This is a genomic window from Streptomyces sp. NPDC059454 (assembly GCF_042749965.1).
Taxonomy (GTDB): domain Bacteria; phylum Actinomycetota; class Actinomycetes; order Streptomycetales; family Streptomycetaceae; genus Streptomyces.
On record NZ_JBHYVC010000036.1, the window covers coordinates 18,942 to 33,848 of the forward strand.

Sequence of the window (14,907 nt, forward strand, 5' to 3'; positions counted from 1 at the left end):
CGTGTCCCCGGGGCGGTCGTGCCCGGAGGTCGCCGGGGTCCGCCGCGCCGAGTACGATCCGCCCAACACGCGCACGAGCTGGGAGGACGGACGGTGGGTCGGCTGACCGGCGGGGACCCCTCGCTGCTGCGAAGGATCAATTCCGCGGTGGTGCTGCACGCGTTGCGGGCCACGGACTGCGCGACGCTGACCGAGGTGACCCGGGTGACGGGGCTGTCCCGGCCGACCGTCGAGGGCGTCGTGGAAGGGCTCATCGAGGCGGGCCTCGTCGTGGAGACGGCAGCCGAGGAGGGCGCCGCACGACGGCAGGGGCGGCCGGCGCGACGGTTCCGGTTCCGGGCGGAGGCCGGGCATCTGCTCGGTCTGGAGATCGGGGCGCACCGGGTGGCCGCGCTGCTGGCCGATCTGGACGGCCGGGTGGTCGGCGCGCAGGCGCGGGACGTCGACGAGACCGTCGACGCCGACGAACGGCTGGAGCGGATCAGCACGGCCGTCGTGGAGCTGCTGCGCCGGGCCGGTGTCCCGCGCGGCTCGCTGCGGGCCGTGGGCGTGGGCACGCCGGGGATCGTGGAGGCGGACGGCACGGTGCGGCTGGGCACGGCGCTGCCCGGCTGGACGGGGCTCGGCCTCGGCGAGCGCCTGAGCCGGTCCTTCAAGTGCCCGGTGCTGGTGGAGAACGACGCCAACGCGGCTGTCGTCGCCGAGCACTGGAAGGGCGCCGCCCGGGGGACCGACGACGTGGTGTTCGTGCTGGCCGGGCTGAGCCCGGGCGCCGGCTCGCTGATCGGCGGGCGGCTGCACCGGGGGTACGGCGGGGCGGCCGGCGAGATCGGGGCACTGCATCTGCTGGGCCGGGAAGCGACCCCCGAAACCCTGCTGTCCACCACGGACGAGCCGCTGCACCCGCTCGACGAGCAGGCGGTCGCCGAGGTCTTCGCCCAGGCCCGCGAGGGCGACACCCGGGCCCTCGCGGCCATGGACCGCTTCATCCGCAGGCTCGTCCACGACGTGGCGGCACTGGTGCTGGCCCTTGACCCGGAGCTGGTTGTGATCGGCGGCTGGGCGGCCGGCCTGGACGGCGTCCTGGAGCCGCTGCGCCGCGAACTGGCCCGCTACTGCCTGCGCCCGCCGAAGGTCACCCTGTCCGATCTCGGCGAGGCGGCGGTCGCCACCGGCGCGGTCCGTCTCGCCCTCGACCACGTGGAGGAACAACTCTTCGCGGTGGAGGGCACGGTGACGGCCCGCCGGTAGCGGGCGCGTCCATTCGGCGCCCCCGCGCGCCCCAGCCCCGGGCCCTTGAGGCACCGGGGAGGCACGACTGCCCGCAGCTACGGGGTGCGGCTGCCGTAGCGGCAGGCGCTCCCGCGGGCAGTCGTGCCGCAGCTGCGGCCTGGGTGGGGTCAGGACGCGCGGCGTTCCGGGCCGTGGTGGATCTCGACGCCGCCGGAGTCGCCGAAGGTCAGACGGCAGGTGTCCGCGCGGTAGGTGGCCACGGAGAGCGCGGCGGTGCGGCCGCGGGCGATGAAGCGGGTGGTGACGACGAGGACGGGCGCGCCGGGCAGCCGGTCCAGTTCGCGCGCGTCGTCCGCGCGGGCGGAGCCGAGCTCCACCGCGTTCTCCTGCCGCTCCAGCTCCAGGCGCTGCAGTTCCCGCAGCACCGCACGCGCGCGTGCGGTGCCGGACGGCGCGTCGATGCCGGACAGGTCCGGTACCGAGTCCGCCGGGACGTAGAGGAGTTCGGCGGCGACGGGCTGGCCGTGGGAGACGCGGGAGCGCCGCACCACGTGCACGGACTCGTCGCGGCCGGTCACCAGCGTCTCGGCGACGGCGGCGGGCGGCACCTCGAGCGCGCAGTCGAGGGTCTGCCAGGCGTCGTGCGTCCCACCGGGCCAGGCGTGCTCCGCCGTGCCGACGGACACGCCCATGCGCGGCGGGGCGACCGTCGTGCCCACGCCGCGGCGGCGCTGCAGCCTGCCTTCGAGTTCGAGTTGTTCCAGAGCCTGCCGGAGCGTGGCGCGGGCGACGCCGAAGCGGGCGGCGAGGTCGCGCTCGTTGGGCAGGATCTCGCCCACGGAGAACTCCGAGTCCAGCGCCTCGCTGAGCACGGTCCTGAGGTGCCAGTACTTCGGTTCCGGCACCGTTTCCAGCTGCGTGGTCCCCACCCTGTCCTCCACGATCGCCGTGTCCGGCCGCGTTTTAGCGCCCTTGTTTATTAAAGGTTGTTTCACTTGTCTGCGACCATAAGGCGCCCCTCACCCTTGGTCAATACCAATCGGGCACGACGACGGGTCCCCGTCGCGACGGGGACCCGGTGCGGGGGCTTCTACCGGACCGCGGGGAGCGAACGCAGCTTGTCGGGATTGCGGATGACGTACACCGTCCGGACGCGCCCGTCGGCGACGTCGAGCTGGACGACGAAGTCGGGCTCGTCACCGGACAGGACGAGCACCGCGGGGCCGCCGTTGAGCTCCAGGAAGCGGAAGGAGGGGTCCGGCACGCCCTTGCGGGCGGCGCCGAGGAGGAAGCGCCCCACGTGGTCGGCGCCCTCCAGGACCCGCAGCGGGGCACGCGACTTGCCGCCACCGTCGCCGACCAGACGCGCGTCCGGGGCGAGCAGTTCCAGCAGGCCCGCCAGGTCGCCGCCGGCCGCCGCCGCCAGGAAGCGTTCGGTGAGGTCGCGGCGCTCGGCGGGGTCGGCCGCGTAGCGCGGGCGGCGCTCCTCGACGTGCTTGCGGGCCCGGACGGCGAGTTGGCGTACCGCCGGTTCGCCGCGGTCGAGCATGGCCGCGATGTCGGCGTAGGGACAGCCGAACGCCTCCCGCAGCACGAACACCGCGCGCTCCAGCGGCGACAGGGACTCCATGACGACGAGGACGGCGAGGGAGACGGAGTCGGCGAGGACGGCCCGCTCGGCGGCGTCCGGGACGGTCTCGCCGAAGTCGGTGACGCAGGGCTCGGGCAGCCACGGGCCGACGTACGTCTCCCCGCGCGCCTTGATCTGGCGCAGCCGGTCGACGGCGAGGCGGGTGGTGACGCGCACCAGGTAGCCGCGCGGTTCGCGCACCTCGGTCCGGCCGCCGCCCGACCAGCGCAGCCACGCGTCCTGCACCACGTCCTCCGCGTCGGCCACCCGGCCCAGCATGCGGTAGGCGACCCCCAGGAGGACGGGGCGGTGTTCCTCGAAGACGTCGGTCACGGTGTCGGTGGTCACGGCACCATCCCAACCGACCCGCGCGGTCGTGTCCAGGCGGCGCAGGCCGTCGGCCGGCGGGACACACCGGCCGGAGGGCTACCCGTCGGTAGCAATTGCTGACAAGCTGTCTACGACGCCGGGCGGCGTCCGTTTCCGCGAGTCCCAGACGAGGAGCACCCTCATGTCCGCGACCGTCTCCTTCGAGGTCACCTCTCCCCTCGGCCCGCAGCCCGTGACCCTGTCCTACGCGCGCGTGGGCCGCGGCGAACCGCTGCTCCTGCTGCACGGCATCGGCCATCACCGCCAGGCCTGGGACCCGGTGGTGGACATCCTGGCGACCGAGCGCGAGGTGATCGCCGTGGACCTGCCCGGCTTCGGCGCCTCCCCGTCGCTGCCCGACGGCCTCTCCCACGACCTGCCGACCATGAACGCCGCCCTGGGCGCCCTGTGCGAGGAGCTGGAGCTCGACCGGCCGCATGTCGCGGGCAACTCGCTCGGCGGCCTGCTGGCCCTGGAACTCGGCCGGGGGCGGCTCGTGCGGTCCGTCACCGCCCTGTCCCCGGCGGGCTTCTGGACGCAGGCCGAACGGCGGTACGCCTTCGGCGTGCTGCTCGGCATGCGGCGGATCGCGGAGCGGATGCCGCTTCCGCTGGTCGAGCGCCTCGCCCGCTCCGCGGCCGGCCGGGCGGCGCTGACCAGCACCATCTACGCCCGTCCTGGGCGCCGTTCCCCCGAGGCCGTGGTCGCCGAGACGCTCGCCCTCGCCGGGGCCACCGGTTTCGCCGAGACCCTCCGCGCGGGCACCGCCGTACGGTTCACCGACGACGTGCCCGGCATCCCGGTGACCGTCGCCTGGGGCACCCGGGACCGGCTGCTGATCCCCCGGCAGGGCGTGCGCGCCAAGCGGATCATTCCCCGGGCCCGGCTGGTCCGGCTGCCCGGCTGCGGTCACGTCCCGATGAACGACGACCCGGCGCTGGTCGCGCGCGTCATCCTCGACGGCAGCCGCTGAGGGCGGGCGCACGGCGGCACCCCCGGTCCAAGAACGCCTAGTGTGGCCCTGTCATGACGTCACCGCACACCGGCCCCGAGGGGCCCGCCGCCTCCTCCGCCTGGGAGTTGCTGCTGCCCGCCGCCTCCGCACCGGCACGCGCGCGCGGCCGTTCGCTGCAGGCCGCGCTGCGCGAGGCGGTGCGGTCGGGACGGCTCGCACCGGGGACCCGGCTGCCGTCGAGCCGTGACCTGGCCGCCGACCTCGGTGTGTCGCGGGGGCTGATCACGGAGGCGTACGAGCAGTTGACGGCGGAGGGGTACCTGCGTTCCGGCCGGGGCTCCGGGACGTGGGTGGGAGCGGCGGTACGGGCCGCCCGCCCGCCCGCCCGCGACCTCGCCCCGCGCGCCCCCGGCGCCCGCGCGGACTTCGTCCCCGGCACACCCGATCTGTCGCTGTTCCCCCGCGCGGCATGGGCGGCGGCGCAGCGCGGTGTGCTCGCGGACCTTCCGCACCAGGAGCTGGGCTACCCCGATCCGCGCGGGCTGCCCCGGCTGCGTACGGCACTGGCCGGACTGCTCGCGCGGCGCCGGGGTGTGGTGGCCGATCCCGAGCGGATCGTGGTGGTCTCCGGGGTGGCGCAGGCGACGGCGCTGCTCGGATCCGCCCTCCACGCGCGCGGGTTGCGCGCCGTCGCCGTGGAGGACCCCGGCAGTCCGCAGCACGAGTCCCTGTACGCCGCCGCCGGGGTCACCGCCGTACCCGTACCGGTGGACGGCGAGGGGCTCGCCATGGAGCCGCTGCGGGCCTCGGAGGTGCGGGCGGCCGTCGTGACACCGGCACACCAGTTCCCCACCGGCATCGCGTACTCCGCGCGGCGCCGGGCCGAACTGCTCGACTGGGCGCGGTCCGTGGACGGGATCGTCCTGGAGGACGACTACGACGGCGACTTCCGCTACGACCGCGCACCCGTCGGCGCCCTTCAGGGACTCGACCCCGAGCACGTGGCCTACACCGGCTCGGTCAGCAAGTCCCTCGCCCCGGGGCTGCGGCTCGGCTGGCTGCTGGTGCCGCAGGGATGGGCCGAGGAGGTGGTGGAGCGCAAGCGCACCATGGATCTCGGCCATCCCACCCTGGACCAGGCACTGTTCGCCCGGTTCCTGGAGCGCGGCGACTACGACCGTCAGCTGCGGCGCTGCCAGCGCGCCTACCGCGAGCGGCGCGACGCCCTGGTCGCCGCCCTCGGGGAGCACTTCCCGGGCGCCGGGGTGTCCGGGATCGCGGCGGGGCTGCACGTCATCGTCTCGCTGCCCGGACGCTACGGACCGCGGGAACGTTTCCTCGCGCGCATGGCGGAGGCCGGTGTGGCGGTGCGCCCGCTCACGGACTACGCGCACGACAAAGCACCGGAGGAGGGCGTACGGCTCGTGCTGGGCTACGCGCACGTGGCGCCCGCGCGGATCCACGAGGGCGTGCGTCTGATGGCACAGGCCGCTGCCCGGTAGGTGCCCGCTCCCCCGCCCGTGCGAGTTGTTCACCCGGTGTTCGCGTGCGGGCCGCGCCGTCCGAGTAGGTGTGGTCGCGCACACTGGCCGGATCCCGTCCCTGGAGGCGCATCCATGTCACACCGTCCGCTCCCCGGCCGTCGCGCCGTGCTGCGCGGCTCGCTCGCGGCCTCGGCGGCCCTGACCCTGCCCACCGCGCTCGGCGCGGCGCCCGCCTTCGCCCTCTCCGGGCGCCCGCGGGCCGAATGGGGCGTGCAGACCGGTGACGTCACCCGTGACTCGGGGCTGGTGTGGGTGCGCTCCGACCGTCCGGCGCGGATGATCGTCGAGACGTCGGCGACCGAGTCGTTCCGCCGCCCGCGCAGGTGGCACGGTCCGCTGCTCGGCGCGGGCACCGACTTCACCGGCACGACCCGGCTGCGCGGGCTGCCGTCCGGCGAGCAGATCCACTACCGGGTGCTGCTCGCCGACCCCGACGACCCGCGCCGCACCGGTGAGCCGGTCACCGGCACGTTCCGCACGGTCGCCGCCCGGCGCCAAGACGGCGTGCGGTTCCTGTGGTCGGGTGACCTGGCGGGACAGGGCTGGGGCATCAATCCCGACTTCGGCGGCTACCGTATCTTCGACGCGATGGCGCGCCTGAACCCCGACTTCTTCCTGTTCAGCGGTGACACCGTCTACGCCGACGGCCCCATCTCCGCGACCGCCGCCCTGCCGGACGGCGGCGTCTGGCGGAACGTCACCACCGAGGAGAAGGCCAAGGTCGCCGAGACCCTGGCCGAGTTCCGGGGCAACTTCCGTTACAACCTGCTCGACGAGAACCTGCGCCGGTTCAACGCCCAGGTGCCGTCCATCGTGCAGTGGGACGACCACGAGGTGCGCAACAACTGGTATCCGGGCCAGCGGATCGCGGAGACGGACGCCCGGTACACGGAGAAGAGCGTCGACGTGCTGGCGGCCCGGGCGCGGCGGGCGTTCGGCGAGTACTTCCCGATGTCCACGCTGCGGCCGGGCGACCAGGAGGGCCGGGTGTACCGGGTGCTGCGGCAGGGGCCGCTGCTCGACGTGTTCGTGCTGGACATGCGGACGTACCGCAATGCCAACTCCTCCGGTGACCAGACCGTGGACCCGCAGGGCATCCTCGGGCGGGAGCAACTGGAGTGGCTCAAGCGGGAGCTGTCGCGGTCGCGTGCGGTGTGGAAGGTGATCGCCGCCGACATGCCGATCGGTCTCGTCGTGTCCGACACGAGTGAGGGCAGGCAGCACGTCGAGGCGGTGGCCCAGGGCGACCCGGGGGCGCCACTGGGACGGGAGCTGCAGATCGCGGAGCTGCTGCGGTTCGTCAAGCACCGGCGGATCACCGGCACGGTGTGGCTGACGGCCGACGTGCACCACACCTCGGCGCAGCACTACCAGCCCTCGCGGGCCGCGTTCGGCGACTTCGAGCCGTTCTGGGAGTTCGTCTCCGGTCCGCTGAACGCGGGCGCCTTCCCTGCCAGTGCGCTCGACGGCACCTTCGGCCCGGAGCGGGTGTGGGTGAAGGCGCCGAGCGCCTCGAACGTCTCGCCCGCCGGCGGCTACCAGTTCTTCGGCGAGGTCGACATCGACGGCGACAGCGGTGAGTTGACGGTGCGGATGCGGGAGCAGGACGGCACCGTGCTGTTCACGAAGACGCTACGGCCGGGCCTGGTCGGTCAGTAACTCAACAAAGCGGACAGAAGCATGCTTTACCCGTCAGTCACAGTACGTTCGTGATCACGAAACACGATTCCTTCACAGTGGCTGTATGAGTCGAGACATGTCCGAAGTGACGAACACCCGGCACGGCGGCCCCGCACACCGCCGGTGGAACCCCGTCGAACTCGCCGCGCTGTGCACGGCCGCCTTCCACGCGTGGTGGGCACGGCGCCACGGTCACGCACCGCCGGCACGCGATACCGGCGGTGCCCGGCCGCCCTCCGCCGTGGCCGGGGGCGGCGTGCTGTGGCGTATGCGGACGACGGTGAAGGACGAACCGGGCGCGCTGGCCACGCTCTGCACGGCGCTGGCCGAGCGGCGGGTCGACATCCTGAGCCTGCAGACGCACCCGCTGGGCGAGAGCACCGTCGACGAGTTCCTGCTGCGGGCACCGGAGGGAACGGACCTCGTCGCCGCCGTGTCGCTCGCCGGGGGTACGGACACCTGGACCGAGCGGGCCGACGCCCACGATCTGGTGGACGCGCCGACCCGGGTCCTCGGGCTGGCCGCCCGCACCGCGCAGGACGCGGCCGAACTGCCGCTCGCACTGCGCCAGTTGCTGGGCCGGTGCACGATCCGCTCCCGGCCCGCCACATCCCTGGGCGGCCGGCGGGTGCACGGGACCGTGCCCGAGGAGGGCTCCCTGGAGGACACCGTGATCCGGCTGCGCGCCCCGGAGGGCGGGGTGATCACCGTGGAACGGCCGTATCTGCCGTTCACGCCCACCGAGTTCGCCCGCGCCCGCGCGCTGGTGGAGCTGGACGCCCGGCTCGGTCCGCGGATCCCGCGCGGCCGTGACGTCCTCACGCTGCCGGAGGGCAGCGACATCTCCGTGCGCCGCGCGGACACCGGCGATCTGGCGGCCGCGCGGGCGATGCACGAGCGGTGCTCCACCGAGACCCTGCGCATGCGGTACCACGGGCCGGTCGGCGACGCGGACCGCTATCTGAACCACCTGCTCAGCCCGCGCTTCGGCCGCACGCTCGCCGCGCAGACCGCCTCGGGCCGCATCGTCGGCCTCGGTCATCTGCTGTGGGACGGTGACGAGACCGAGGTCGCGCTGGTCGTGGAGGACGCCTGGCAGCGCCGGGGCATCGGCGCCGAGCTGCTCACCCGGCTGGTGGCGATGGCGGCCGAGGACGGCTGCGCCCAGGTGTACGCCGTGACGCAGGCGTCCAACACCGGCATGGTCGCCGCGATGCGCGGCCTGGGACTGCCGCTCGACTACCAGATCGAGGAGGGCACGCTGGTCATCACGGCCCGTCTGGACGCCGTGGCGGACCGCCGCGTACCCGAGGAGCGGGAGCACGGCGAGCGGATCGGCCGACCGTAGCCCGTCACGCGCGGACACGCGGCGCCGCCGCGCCCGGGTACAAGGCCATGACCACCACGCGGCCACGGGGCAACGGCCACCACGCGCCGGCCGGCGCACGGCGGGCACGCGAACACGGGGTTCCGGCCGCCGCGCGGGCATCCGGGGAACGGCCCGGCGGGTCGCGCCGCCGGGCCGTTGCCCGTGTGCTCGGCCTCAGCCCTGGGCCGGCGCCTCCGGGCGTTCGGGCGTCCCGGCCCGCTCCCCCAGGGCCGCGTCCAGATCGGCCCACAGGTCCTCGACGTCCTCCAGACCGACCGAGAGCCTCAGCAGCCGGTCGCTCACCCCGGCGTCCCTGCGGTCGTCGGCGTCGACGATGCGGTGGCTGATGGAGGCCGGGTGCTGGATGAGGGAGTCCACGCTGCCCAGACTGACCGCCGGGGTGATCAGGCGTACGCCGGCGATCACCTCGTGCGGGTCCCCGTGCACCTCGAAGGAGACCATCGCCCCGCCGATGCTCGGGTAGTGCACCCGGGACACGCGCGGATCGGCGGCGAGCCGGGCGGCGAGTTCGGCGGCGCCCGCGGACGCGGCCCGCACCCGTACCGGCAGGGTCGACAGGCCGCGCAGCAGCAGATAGCCGGCCAGCGGGTGCAGCACGCCGCCCGTCGCGAACCGCACCTGGCGCAGCCGCCCGGCGAACTCCTCGTCGCAGGCCACCACGCCCGCCAGCACGTCCCCGTGCCCGCCGAGGTACTTGGTGGCGCTGTGCAGCACCAGCCGCGCGCCCTGCTCGGCCGGGCGCTGGAGGACCGGAGTGGCGAAGGTGTTGTCCACGAGCAGCGGCACGGAGCCGCAGGCGTGGGCGACGGCCCGCAGGTCGATCTCGGCGAGCGTGGGGTTGGCCGGGGTCTCCACCAGCACCAGGCCGGTGTCGGGGCGCAGCGCGTCGGCGACCCCCGCCGGATCGGTCCAGGTCACCTCGGAACCGAGCAGTCCGGCGGTCAGCAGATGATCGCTGCACCCGTACAGGGGACGCACGGCGACGACGTGCCGCAGCCCCATCGAGCCGCGGACCAGCAGGACGGCGCTGAGCGCGGCCATGCCACTGGCGAACGCGACCGCCGCCCCGGTGCCCTCGAGCCGGGCCAGGGCGGTCTCGAAGCGGGCGACGGTCGGGTTGCCGAGCCGTCCGTAGACGGGCGGTCCCTCCGGCTCGGCGCCGGTGGTGGCGAAGGCGTCGATGCGGGCCGCCTCGGCGCGGCTGTCGTACGAAGGGTAGGTGGTCGACAGGTCGATCGGCGGGGCGTGCAGTCCCAGTCCGGCGAGGTCGTCACGGCCTGCGTGCACGGCGTCGGTGGCGAGTGCTCGTGTGATGCGTCGCGTGTCCATGCCCAAGTCCATGGACGGAAGGGTGAACACCGAACGGGCCAGGAGCGCCGAAGCCCGTGCTACGTTCGGCCGATGACCGAATCCGTCGCACTGGATCCGGTGGACCTCCATCTGCTGCGGCTGCTGCAGAACGACGCCCGGACGACGTACCGGGATCTCGCCGCGCAGGTCGGGGTCGCGCCGTCGACCTGTCTGGACCGGGTGACCCGGCTGCGCCGCTGTGGCGTGATCCTCGGGCACCGGCTGAAGCTGGACCCCGCCAAGCTGGGGCGCGGCCTCCAGGCGCTGCTGTCGGTGCAGGTCAGACCGCACCGGCGGGAGCTGGTGGGGCCGTTCGTGGAGCGGATCCGGGCGCTGCCGGAATCGCTGACCGTGTTCCATCTGACCGGCCCGGACGACTATCTGGTGCATGTCGCGGTCGCGGACATGACGGACCTGCAACGGCTGGTGCTCGACGAGTTCACGTCCCGGCGGGAGGTGGCCCGGGTGGAGACCCGGCTGATCTTCCAGCAGTGGGACTGCGGCCCGATGCTGCCGTCTTCGCCCACAGCTCAAACGGGATGACGGGCAACGGGCCGCGTACCAGGATGGTCCGCATGTCTCAGACCAACAGCGCGCTCCCCCGTCAGGTCGCCGACACCTACGTCGACGAGCTCATCGCCCTCGACCCGGTCACCGGAACGTTCCTCGGAGTGAAGGAGAGCTCCTCCCGTCTGCCCGACCTCTCGCCCGCCGGACAGGAGGCGCTCGCCGAGCTCCAGCGGGCCACCCTCGCACGGCTCGACGAGGCCGAGCGGCGACCGGGCGCGGACAGCGGCATCGAGCGCCGCTGCGCCCGTCTGCTGCGCGAGCGGCTCACCGCCGAGCTGGCCGTGCACGAGGCCGACGAGGGTCTGCGCGCGGTCGGCAACCTGGGCACGGTCGCGCACTCGGTGCGCGAGGTGTTCACCGTGACGCCGGCGGAGACGGAGGAGGACTGGGCGGCGATCGCCGAGCGGCTGCGCGCGGTCCCGGCCGCGCTGGCGGGCTACCGGGAGTCCCTCGCGCTGGGCCTGGAGCGCAAGCTGTACGCGGCTCCGCGCCCGACGGAGACGTTCACCGGGCAGCTCACCGAGTGGGCGGACACCGGCGGGGGCCGCGGCTGGTTCGAGGACTTCGCCGCCGCGGGACCGGACGCGCTGCGCACGGAACTGGACGAGGGCGCCCGCGCGGCGACCGCGGCCGTCGTGGAGCTGCGGGACTGGATGCGCGACGTGTACGCGCCGGCCGTCGAGGGCGCGCCGAACACGGTGGGCCGGGAGCGCTACGCCCGCTGGGCCCGCTACTACAACGGCACCGATCTCGACCTGGACGAGGCGTACGCGTACGGCTGGTCCGAGTACCACCGGCTGCTCGGCGAGATGAAGCAGGAGGCCGAGAAGATCCTGCCCGGTGCCGGGACGCCGTGGGTGGCGTTGGCGCACCTGGACGAGCACGGCCGGCACATCGAGGGCGTCGACGAGGTCCGCGAGTGGCTCCAGGGCGTGATGGACCGGGCGATCGAGTCCCTGGACGGCACGCACTTCGACCTCGCCGAGCGGGTACGGAAGGTGGAGTCGCGGATCGCCCCGGCGGGCAGCGCGGCGGCGCCGTACTACACGCCCCCGTCGGAGGACTTCTCCCGGCCGGGCTGCACCTGGCTGCCCACGATGGGCCTGACCCGCTTCCCGGTGTACGACCTGGTGTCGACCTGGTACCACGAGGGCGTGCCGGGCCATCACCTCCAGCTCGCGCAGTGGGTGCACGTGTCCGAGACCCTCTCCCGCTACCAGGCCTCCGTCGGCATGGTCAGCGCCAACGCCGAGGGCTGGGCGCTGTACGCGGAGCGGCTGATGGACGAACTCGGTTTCCTCGCGGACGCGGAGGAGCGACTGGGCTACCTGGACGCGCAGATGATGCGGGCGGCCCGGGTCATCGTCGACATCGGCATGCACCTGGGGCTTCGGATTCCGGCGGACTCGCCGTTCCACCCGGGTGAGCGCTGGACGCCGGAGCTGGCCGAGGAGTTCTTCGGGGCGCACAGCAGCCGCCCGGCGGACTTCGTGGAGAGCGAGCTGACCCGCTATCTGACGATCCCGGGCCAGGCGATCGGTTACAAGCTCGGCGAGCGGGCGTGGCTGCTGGGCCGGGAGAACGCCCGCGCGCGGCACGGCGACGCCTTCGATCTCAAGGCGTGGCACATGGCCGCGCTGTCCCAGGGCTCGCTGGGCCTGGACGACCTGGTGGACGAGCTGTCCGCGCTGTGAGCCGGGCCGGCGCCGTCAGCGCCGGAAGCCGCCCTCGGAGTCGATGACCTGACCGGTGATCCAGTCCGCCTCGTCCGTGGCCAGCCACGCGATGAGGCGGGCGGGGTCGTCGGGCATGCCCCAGCGGCCGGCGGGGAAGAGCGCGGCGACGGCGTCGTAGGTGTCACCGGTCAGGTAGTCCGTGTCCACCGGACCCGGGTTGACGGTGTTCACGGTGACCGCGTGCTCGGCCAGGGTGGTCGCCAGGGAGCGGGTGATCGAGGCGAGCGCGCCCTTCTGGAGGGCGTAGGCGATCTCGCCCGGCATACCGCCGGCGATGTCCTGCCCGGAGGTCATCATCACCACGCGCCCGCCCGGGGTGCGCGGGGACAGCGCGGCGCGGTGCCGGGCGTGGGCCTGGACGAGCAGCAGCACCGAGCGGGCGTCGACGGCCCAGTGCGCGTCGAGCATGGCGGCGTCGACGGTGCCGAGGTCGCCGTCGGAGCCGCTGAGGGCGTGGTTGGCGACGAGGACGTCGAGCCGTCCGCCGAGCGCCTCGGCCGCGCGGGCGTGCAGCTCGGCGGAGGCCGCGGGGTCGGCGAGGTCGCCGGGACCGGCGACCACCTGGGCATCGGGGTCGCCGAGGGCGTCGCGCACGGAGGCGGTCACGTCCTCGATCCGGTCCGCGCCCCAGGGCATGGCGGCGTCGTGCGGGACGTGATGGTGCAGGTACACGCTCGCTCCGTAGGCGGCGAGACGCCGGGCCACGGCATGACCGATGCCGCCGCGCCGGCTGGCCCCGGTGACCAGCGCGGTCCGGCCCCGCAGGGGCAGAGGGTCACGGCGGAGTGCTTCGGGTGCGGGGTGCGGGAGCTTGGGCATGATCACCCATGATGCGGGGCCGGGTGGGCCGGCGCACGCGGATATCCCCGGTGGCTCAGTGCGTCGCCCGGATCTGAACGAGGGTCAGCCAGGTTTCCGGGCCCGGCTGGACCTGAGCCGCGCGGACCGCGTAACGGCCCGGGACGAGGGTGAGGCGCACGTGGTCGGTGCCCGTGGAGTCGGTGCCGGGCCAGGCCGCGTCGAACAGGACGACCGTGCCGGGCACCTTCCAGTGCACCTCGGGCTGCCACCGCGCGGTGTGCAGCGCCGCCGGGACGCTCGCCAGGAGTTCCGCCTCGGAGTCGCCGGCGATCCAGCGGACGAGGGTGCCGTGCTCGGGCAGGAAGGCGGTCGCGGCGGGCTCGTCGCCCAGGACCAGGGCCGCCGCGTCGCCGACCGGGAGGAGCCCGACGAGTCCGTCCACCTCGCAGGCCCGGTCGTAGTCCGAGGCCGTCTCGTCGCCGTCGGCGCCCGTCCAGAACGGCAGCACCGTCTCCGGCACCGCGACGAGCGGCCCGCCGCCCGACTCCACCCACTCGACCGTGCCCGGCTCCGCGTATCGCACCATGCGCAGAACCTACCGGGTCGGCTCCCTTACCGGAGGCGGGGGTTCAGCATCCGCAGTCGTCGGCACCCACCGGCGTCGTCAGCGGGTCGGGGGTACGGCGTTCGCGGCCCTGCCAGGTGTCGAACTCGAGGCCCGCACGCACCCAGTACTCGAATCCGCCGAGCATCTCCTTGACCCGGTAGCCGAGTTCGGCGAGGGCGAGCGCGGCGCGGGCGGCGCCGTCGCAGCCGGGGCCCCAGCAGTACGTCACGACCGGAACCGACGGGTCCAGAAGCTCCGCGGCCCGCTCGGGGACGAGCGCGGTGGGAAGGTGCACCGCGCCGGGGACACGCCCCTGGTCCCAGGCCTCGGTGGAACGGGAGTCCACCAGGACGAACCCGGGACCGCCGTCGGCCGCGAGCGCGGCGGCCACGTCAGAGACGTCGGTGTGGAAGGCGAGGCTCGCGCGGAAGTGGGCGGCGGCCTCGGCCGGGGAGGCGGGGGCGACGCGCAGGACGGGGTTCACGGTGGTGGTGGTCATGGGAGAGAAACTACGGCCGCGGGATCCGGGCCTGAAGCGGAGAACCCCGGCCTTCATCTTGATCGTCCGGGGATTCACCTGCTACTTCTCGGGAATGACCGCGTATTCCCCGGACGCCACCGACTGGCGCATCCTCGACGTCCTCCAGCGGGAGGGACGGGCCGGTTTCGCCGAACTCGCCCGTGCCGTCTCGATGTCCGCGAGCGCGGTCACCGAACGAGTGCGCCGCATGGAGGAGGCCGGGGTCATCCAGGGCTACACGGCGGTGGTGGACCCGGAGCGGATCGGACTGCCGATCCTGGCCTTCGTACGGCTGCGCTATCCGACCGGGAACTACAAGCCCTTCCACGACCTCGTCGCCGCGATGCCCGAGATCCTGGAGGCACACCATGTGACGGGCGAGGACTGTTTCGTCATCAAGGTCGCCGCCCGTTCGATGCGGCATCTGGAGGAGGTGGCGGGCCGGATCGGTACGCTCGGCTCGGTGACCACCAGCGTGGTCTACTCCTCGCCGCTGCCGCGCCGCCCGCTGGGGCGGTGAGC

General features: G+C 74.0%; 14 protein-coding genes. 8 read left to right on the top strand and 6 right to left on the bottom strand.

All coding sequences use genetic code 11. From position 1 onward, the window contains the following. Positions 1-93 precede the first annotated feature (93 nt). Positions 94-1,251, top strand: a complete 1,158-nt coding sequence (locus ACFXAE_RS23220) for an ROK family transcriptional regulator (protein ID WP_384717987.1) — start codon at positions 94-96, stop codon at positions 1,249-1,251. A gap of 149 nt (positions 1,252-1,400) precedes the next feature. On the opposite strand, the gene ACFXAE_RS23225 is transcribed toward ACFXAE_RS23220, so the two are convergent. Both ACFXAE_RS23225 and ACFXAE_RS23230 read right to left on the bottom strand, forming a co-directional pair. Further along, the gene (locus ACFXAE_RS23225) at positions 1,401-2,162 is read right to left on the bottom strand and encodes a GntR family transcriptional regulator (RefSeq protein ID WP_384717989.1); all 762 of its coding nucleotides are present in this window, start codon (positions 2,160-2,162) and stop codon (positions 1,401-1,403) included. Positions 2,163-2,323: 161 nt separating this feature from the next. Beyond that, the gene (locus ACFXAE_RS23230; protein ID WP_384717991.1) at positions 2,324-3,211 is read right to left on the bottom strand and encodes an RNA polymerase sigma-70 factor; all 888 of its coding nucleotides are present in this window, start codon (positions 3,209-3,211) and stop codon (positions 2,324-2,326) included. A 163-nt stretch (positions 3,212-3,374) separates the two neighbouring features. Between ACFXAE_RS23230 and ACFXAE_RS23235 the strand changes: the two genes are divergently transcribed. The 4 genes from ACFXAE_RS23235 (at position 3,375) to ACFXAE_RS23250 (ending at position 8,759) form a co-directional block, all read left to right on the top strand. Beyond that, entirely contained in the window at positions 3,375-4,205 is an 831-nt protein-coding gene (locus ACFXAE_RS23235) for an alpha/beta fold hydrolase (protein WP_384717993.1), read from the top strand. 53 nt (positions 4,206-4,258) lie between these two features. Beyond that, positions 4,259-5,689: a PLP-dependent aminotransferase family protein gene (locus ACFXAE_RS23240; RefSeq protein WP_384717995.1), complete on the top strand. Its 1,431-nt coding sequence runs from the start codon at positions 4,259-4,261 to the stop codon at positions 5,687-5,689. Positions 5,690-5,803: 114 nt separating this feature from the next. Then, positions 5,804-7,390: an alkaline phosphatase D family protein gene (locus ACFXAE_RS23245; protein WP_384717997.1), complete on the top strand. Its 1,587-nt coding sequence runs from the start codon at positions 5,804-5,806 to the stop codon at positions 7,388-7,390. Between the two features lie 97 nt (positions 7,391-7,487). After that, positions 7,488-8,759, top strand: coding sequence for a GNAT family N-acetyltransferase (locus ACFXAE_RS23250; protein ID WP_384717999.1), 1,272 nt, complete (start codon positions 7,488-7,490; stop codon positions 8,757-8,759). 195 nt (positions 8,760-8,954) lie between these two features. On the opposite strand, the gene ACFXAE_RS23255 is transcribed toward ACFXAE_RS23250, so the two are convergent. Beyond that, positions 8,955-10,130 (bottom strand): trans-sulfuration enzyme family protein, encoded by a 1,176-nt coding sequence (locus ACFXAE_RS23255; protein ID WP_384718001.1) that lies wholly within the window; start codon positions 10,128-10,130, stop codon positions 8,955-8,957. A gap of 72 nt (positions 10,131-10,202) precedes the next feature. Between ACFXAE_RS23255 and ACFXAE_RS23260 the strand changes: the two genes are divergently transcribed. Together ACFXAE_RS23260 and ACFXAE_RS23265 are read left to right on the top strand one after the other, a co-directional pair. Then, the gene (locus ACFXAE_RS23260; RefSeq protein ID WP_384718003.1) at positions 10,203-10,694 is read left to right on the top strand and encodes an Lrp/AsnC family transcriptional regulator; all 492 of its coding nucleotides are present in this window, start codon (positions 10,203-10,205) and stop codon (positions 10,692-10,694) included. A gap of 32 nt (positions 10,695-10,726) precedes the next feature. After that, positions 10,727-12,415, top strand: coding sequence for a DUF885 domain-containing protein (locus ACFXAE_RS23265; protein ID WP_384718005.1), 1,689 nt, complete (start codon positions 10,727-10,729; stop codon positions 12,413-12,415). 15 nt (positions 12,416-12,430) lie between these two features. On the opposite strand, the gene ACFXAE_RS23270 is transcribed toward ACFXAE_RS23265, so the two are convergent. The 3 genes from ACFXAE_RS23270 to ACFXAE_RS23280 are packed head-to-tail and all read right to left on the bottom strand — an operon-like array spanning position 12,431 to position 14,364. Next, positions 12,431-13,276: an SDR family oxidoreductase gene (locus ACFXAE_RS23270; protein WP_384718007.1), complete on the bottom strand. Its 846-nt coding sequence runs from the start codon at positions 13,274-13,276 to the stop codon at positions 12,431-12,433. 55 nt (positions 13,277-13,331) lie between these two features. Then, the gene (locus ACFXAE_RS23275; protein ID WP_384718009.1) at positions 13,332-13,844 is read right to left on the bottom strand and encodes an immunity 21 family protein; all 513 of its coding nucleotides are present in this window, start codon (positions 13,842-13,844) and stop codon (positions 13,332-13,334) included. Between the two features lie 43 nt (positions 13,845-13,887). Beyond that, entirely contained in the window at positions 13,888-14,364 is a 477-nt protein-coding gene (locus ACFXAE_RS23280; RefSeq protein WP_384718011.1) for a rhodanese-like domain-containing protein, read from the bottom strand. 94 nt (positions 14,365-14,458) lie between these two features. On the opposite strand from ACFXAE_RS23280, the gene ACFXAE_RS23285 reads away from it, so the two are divergent. Further along, positions 14,459-14,905: an Lrp/AsnC family transcriptional regulator gene (locus ACFXAE_RS23285; protein ID WP_384718013.1), complete on the top strand. Its 447-nt coding sequence runs from the start codon at positions 14,459-14,461 to the stop codon at positions 14,903-14,905. The last annotated feature ends 2 nt before the right edge of the window (positions 14,906-14,907 follow it).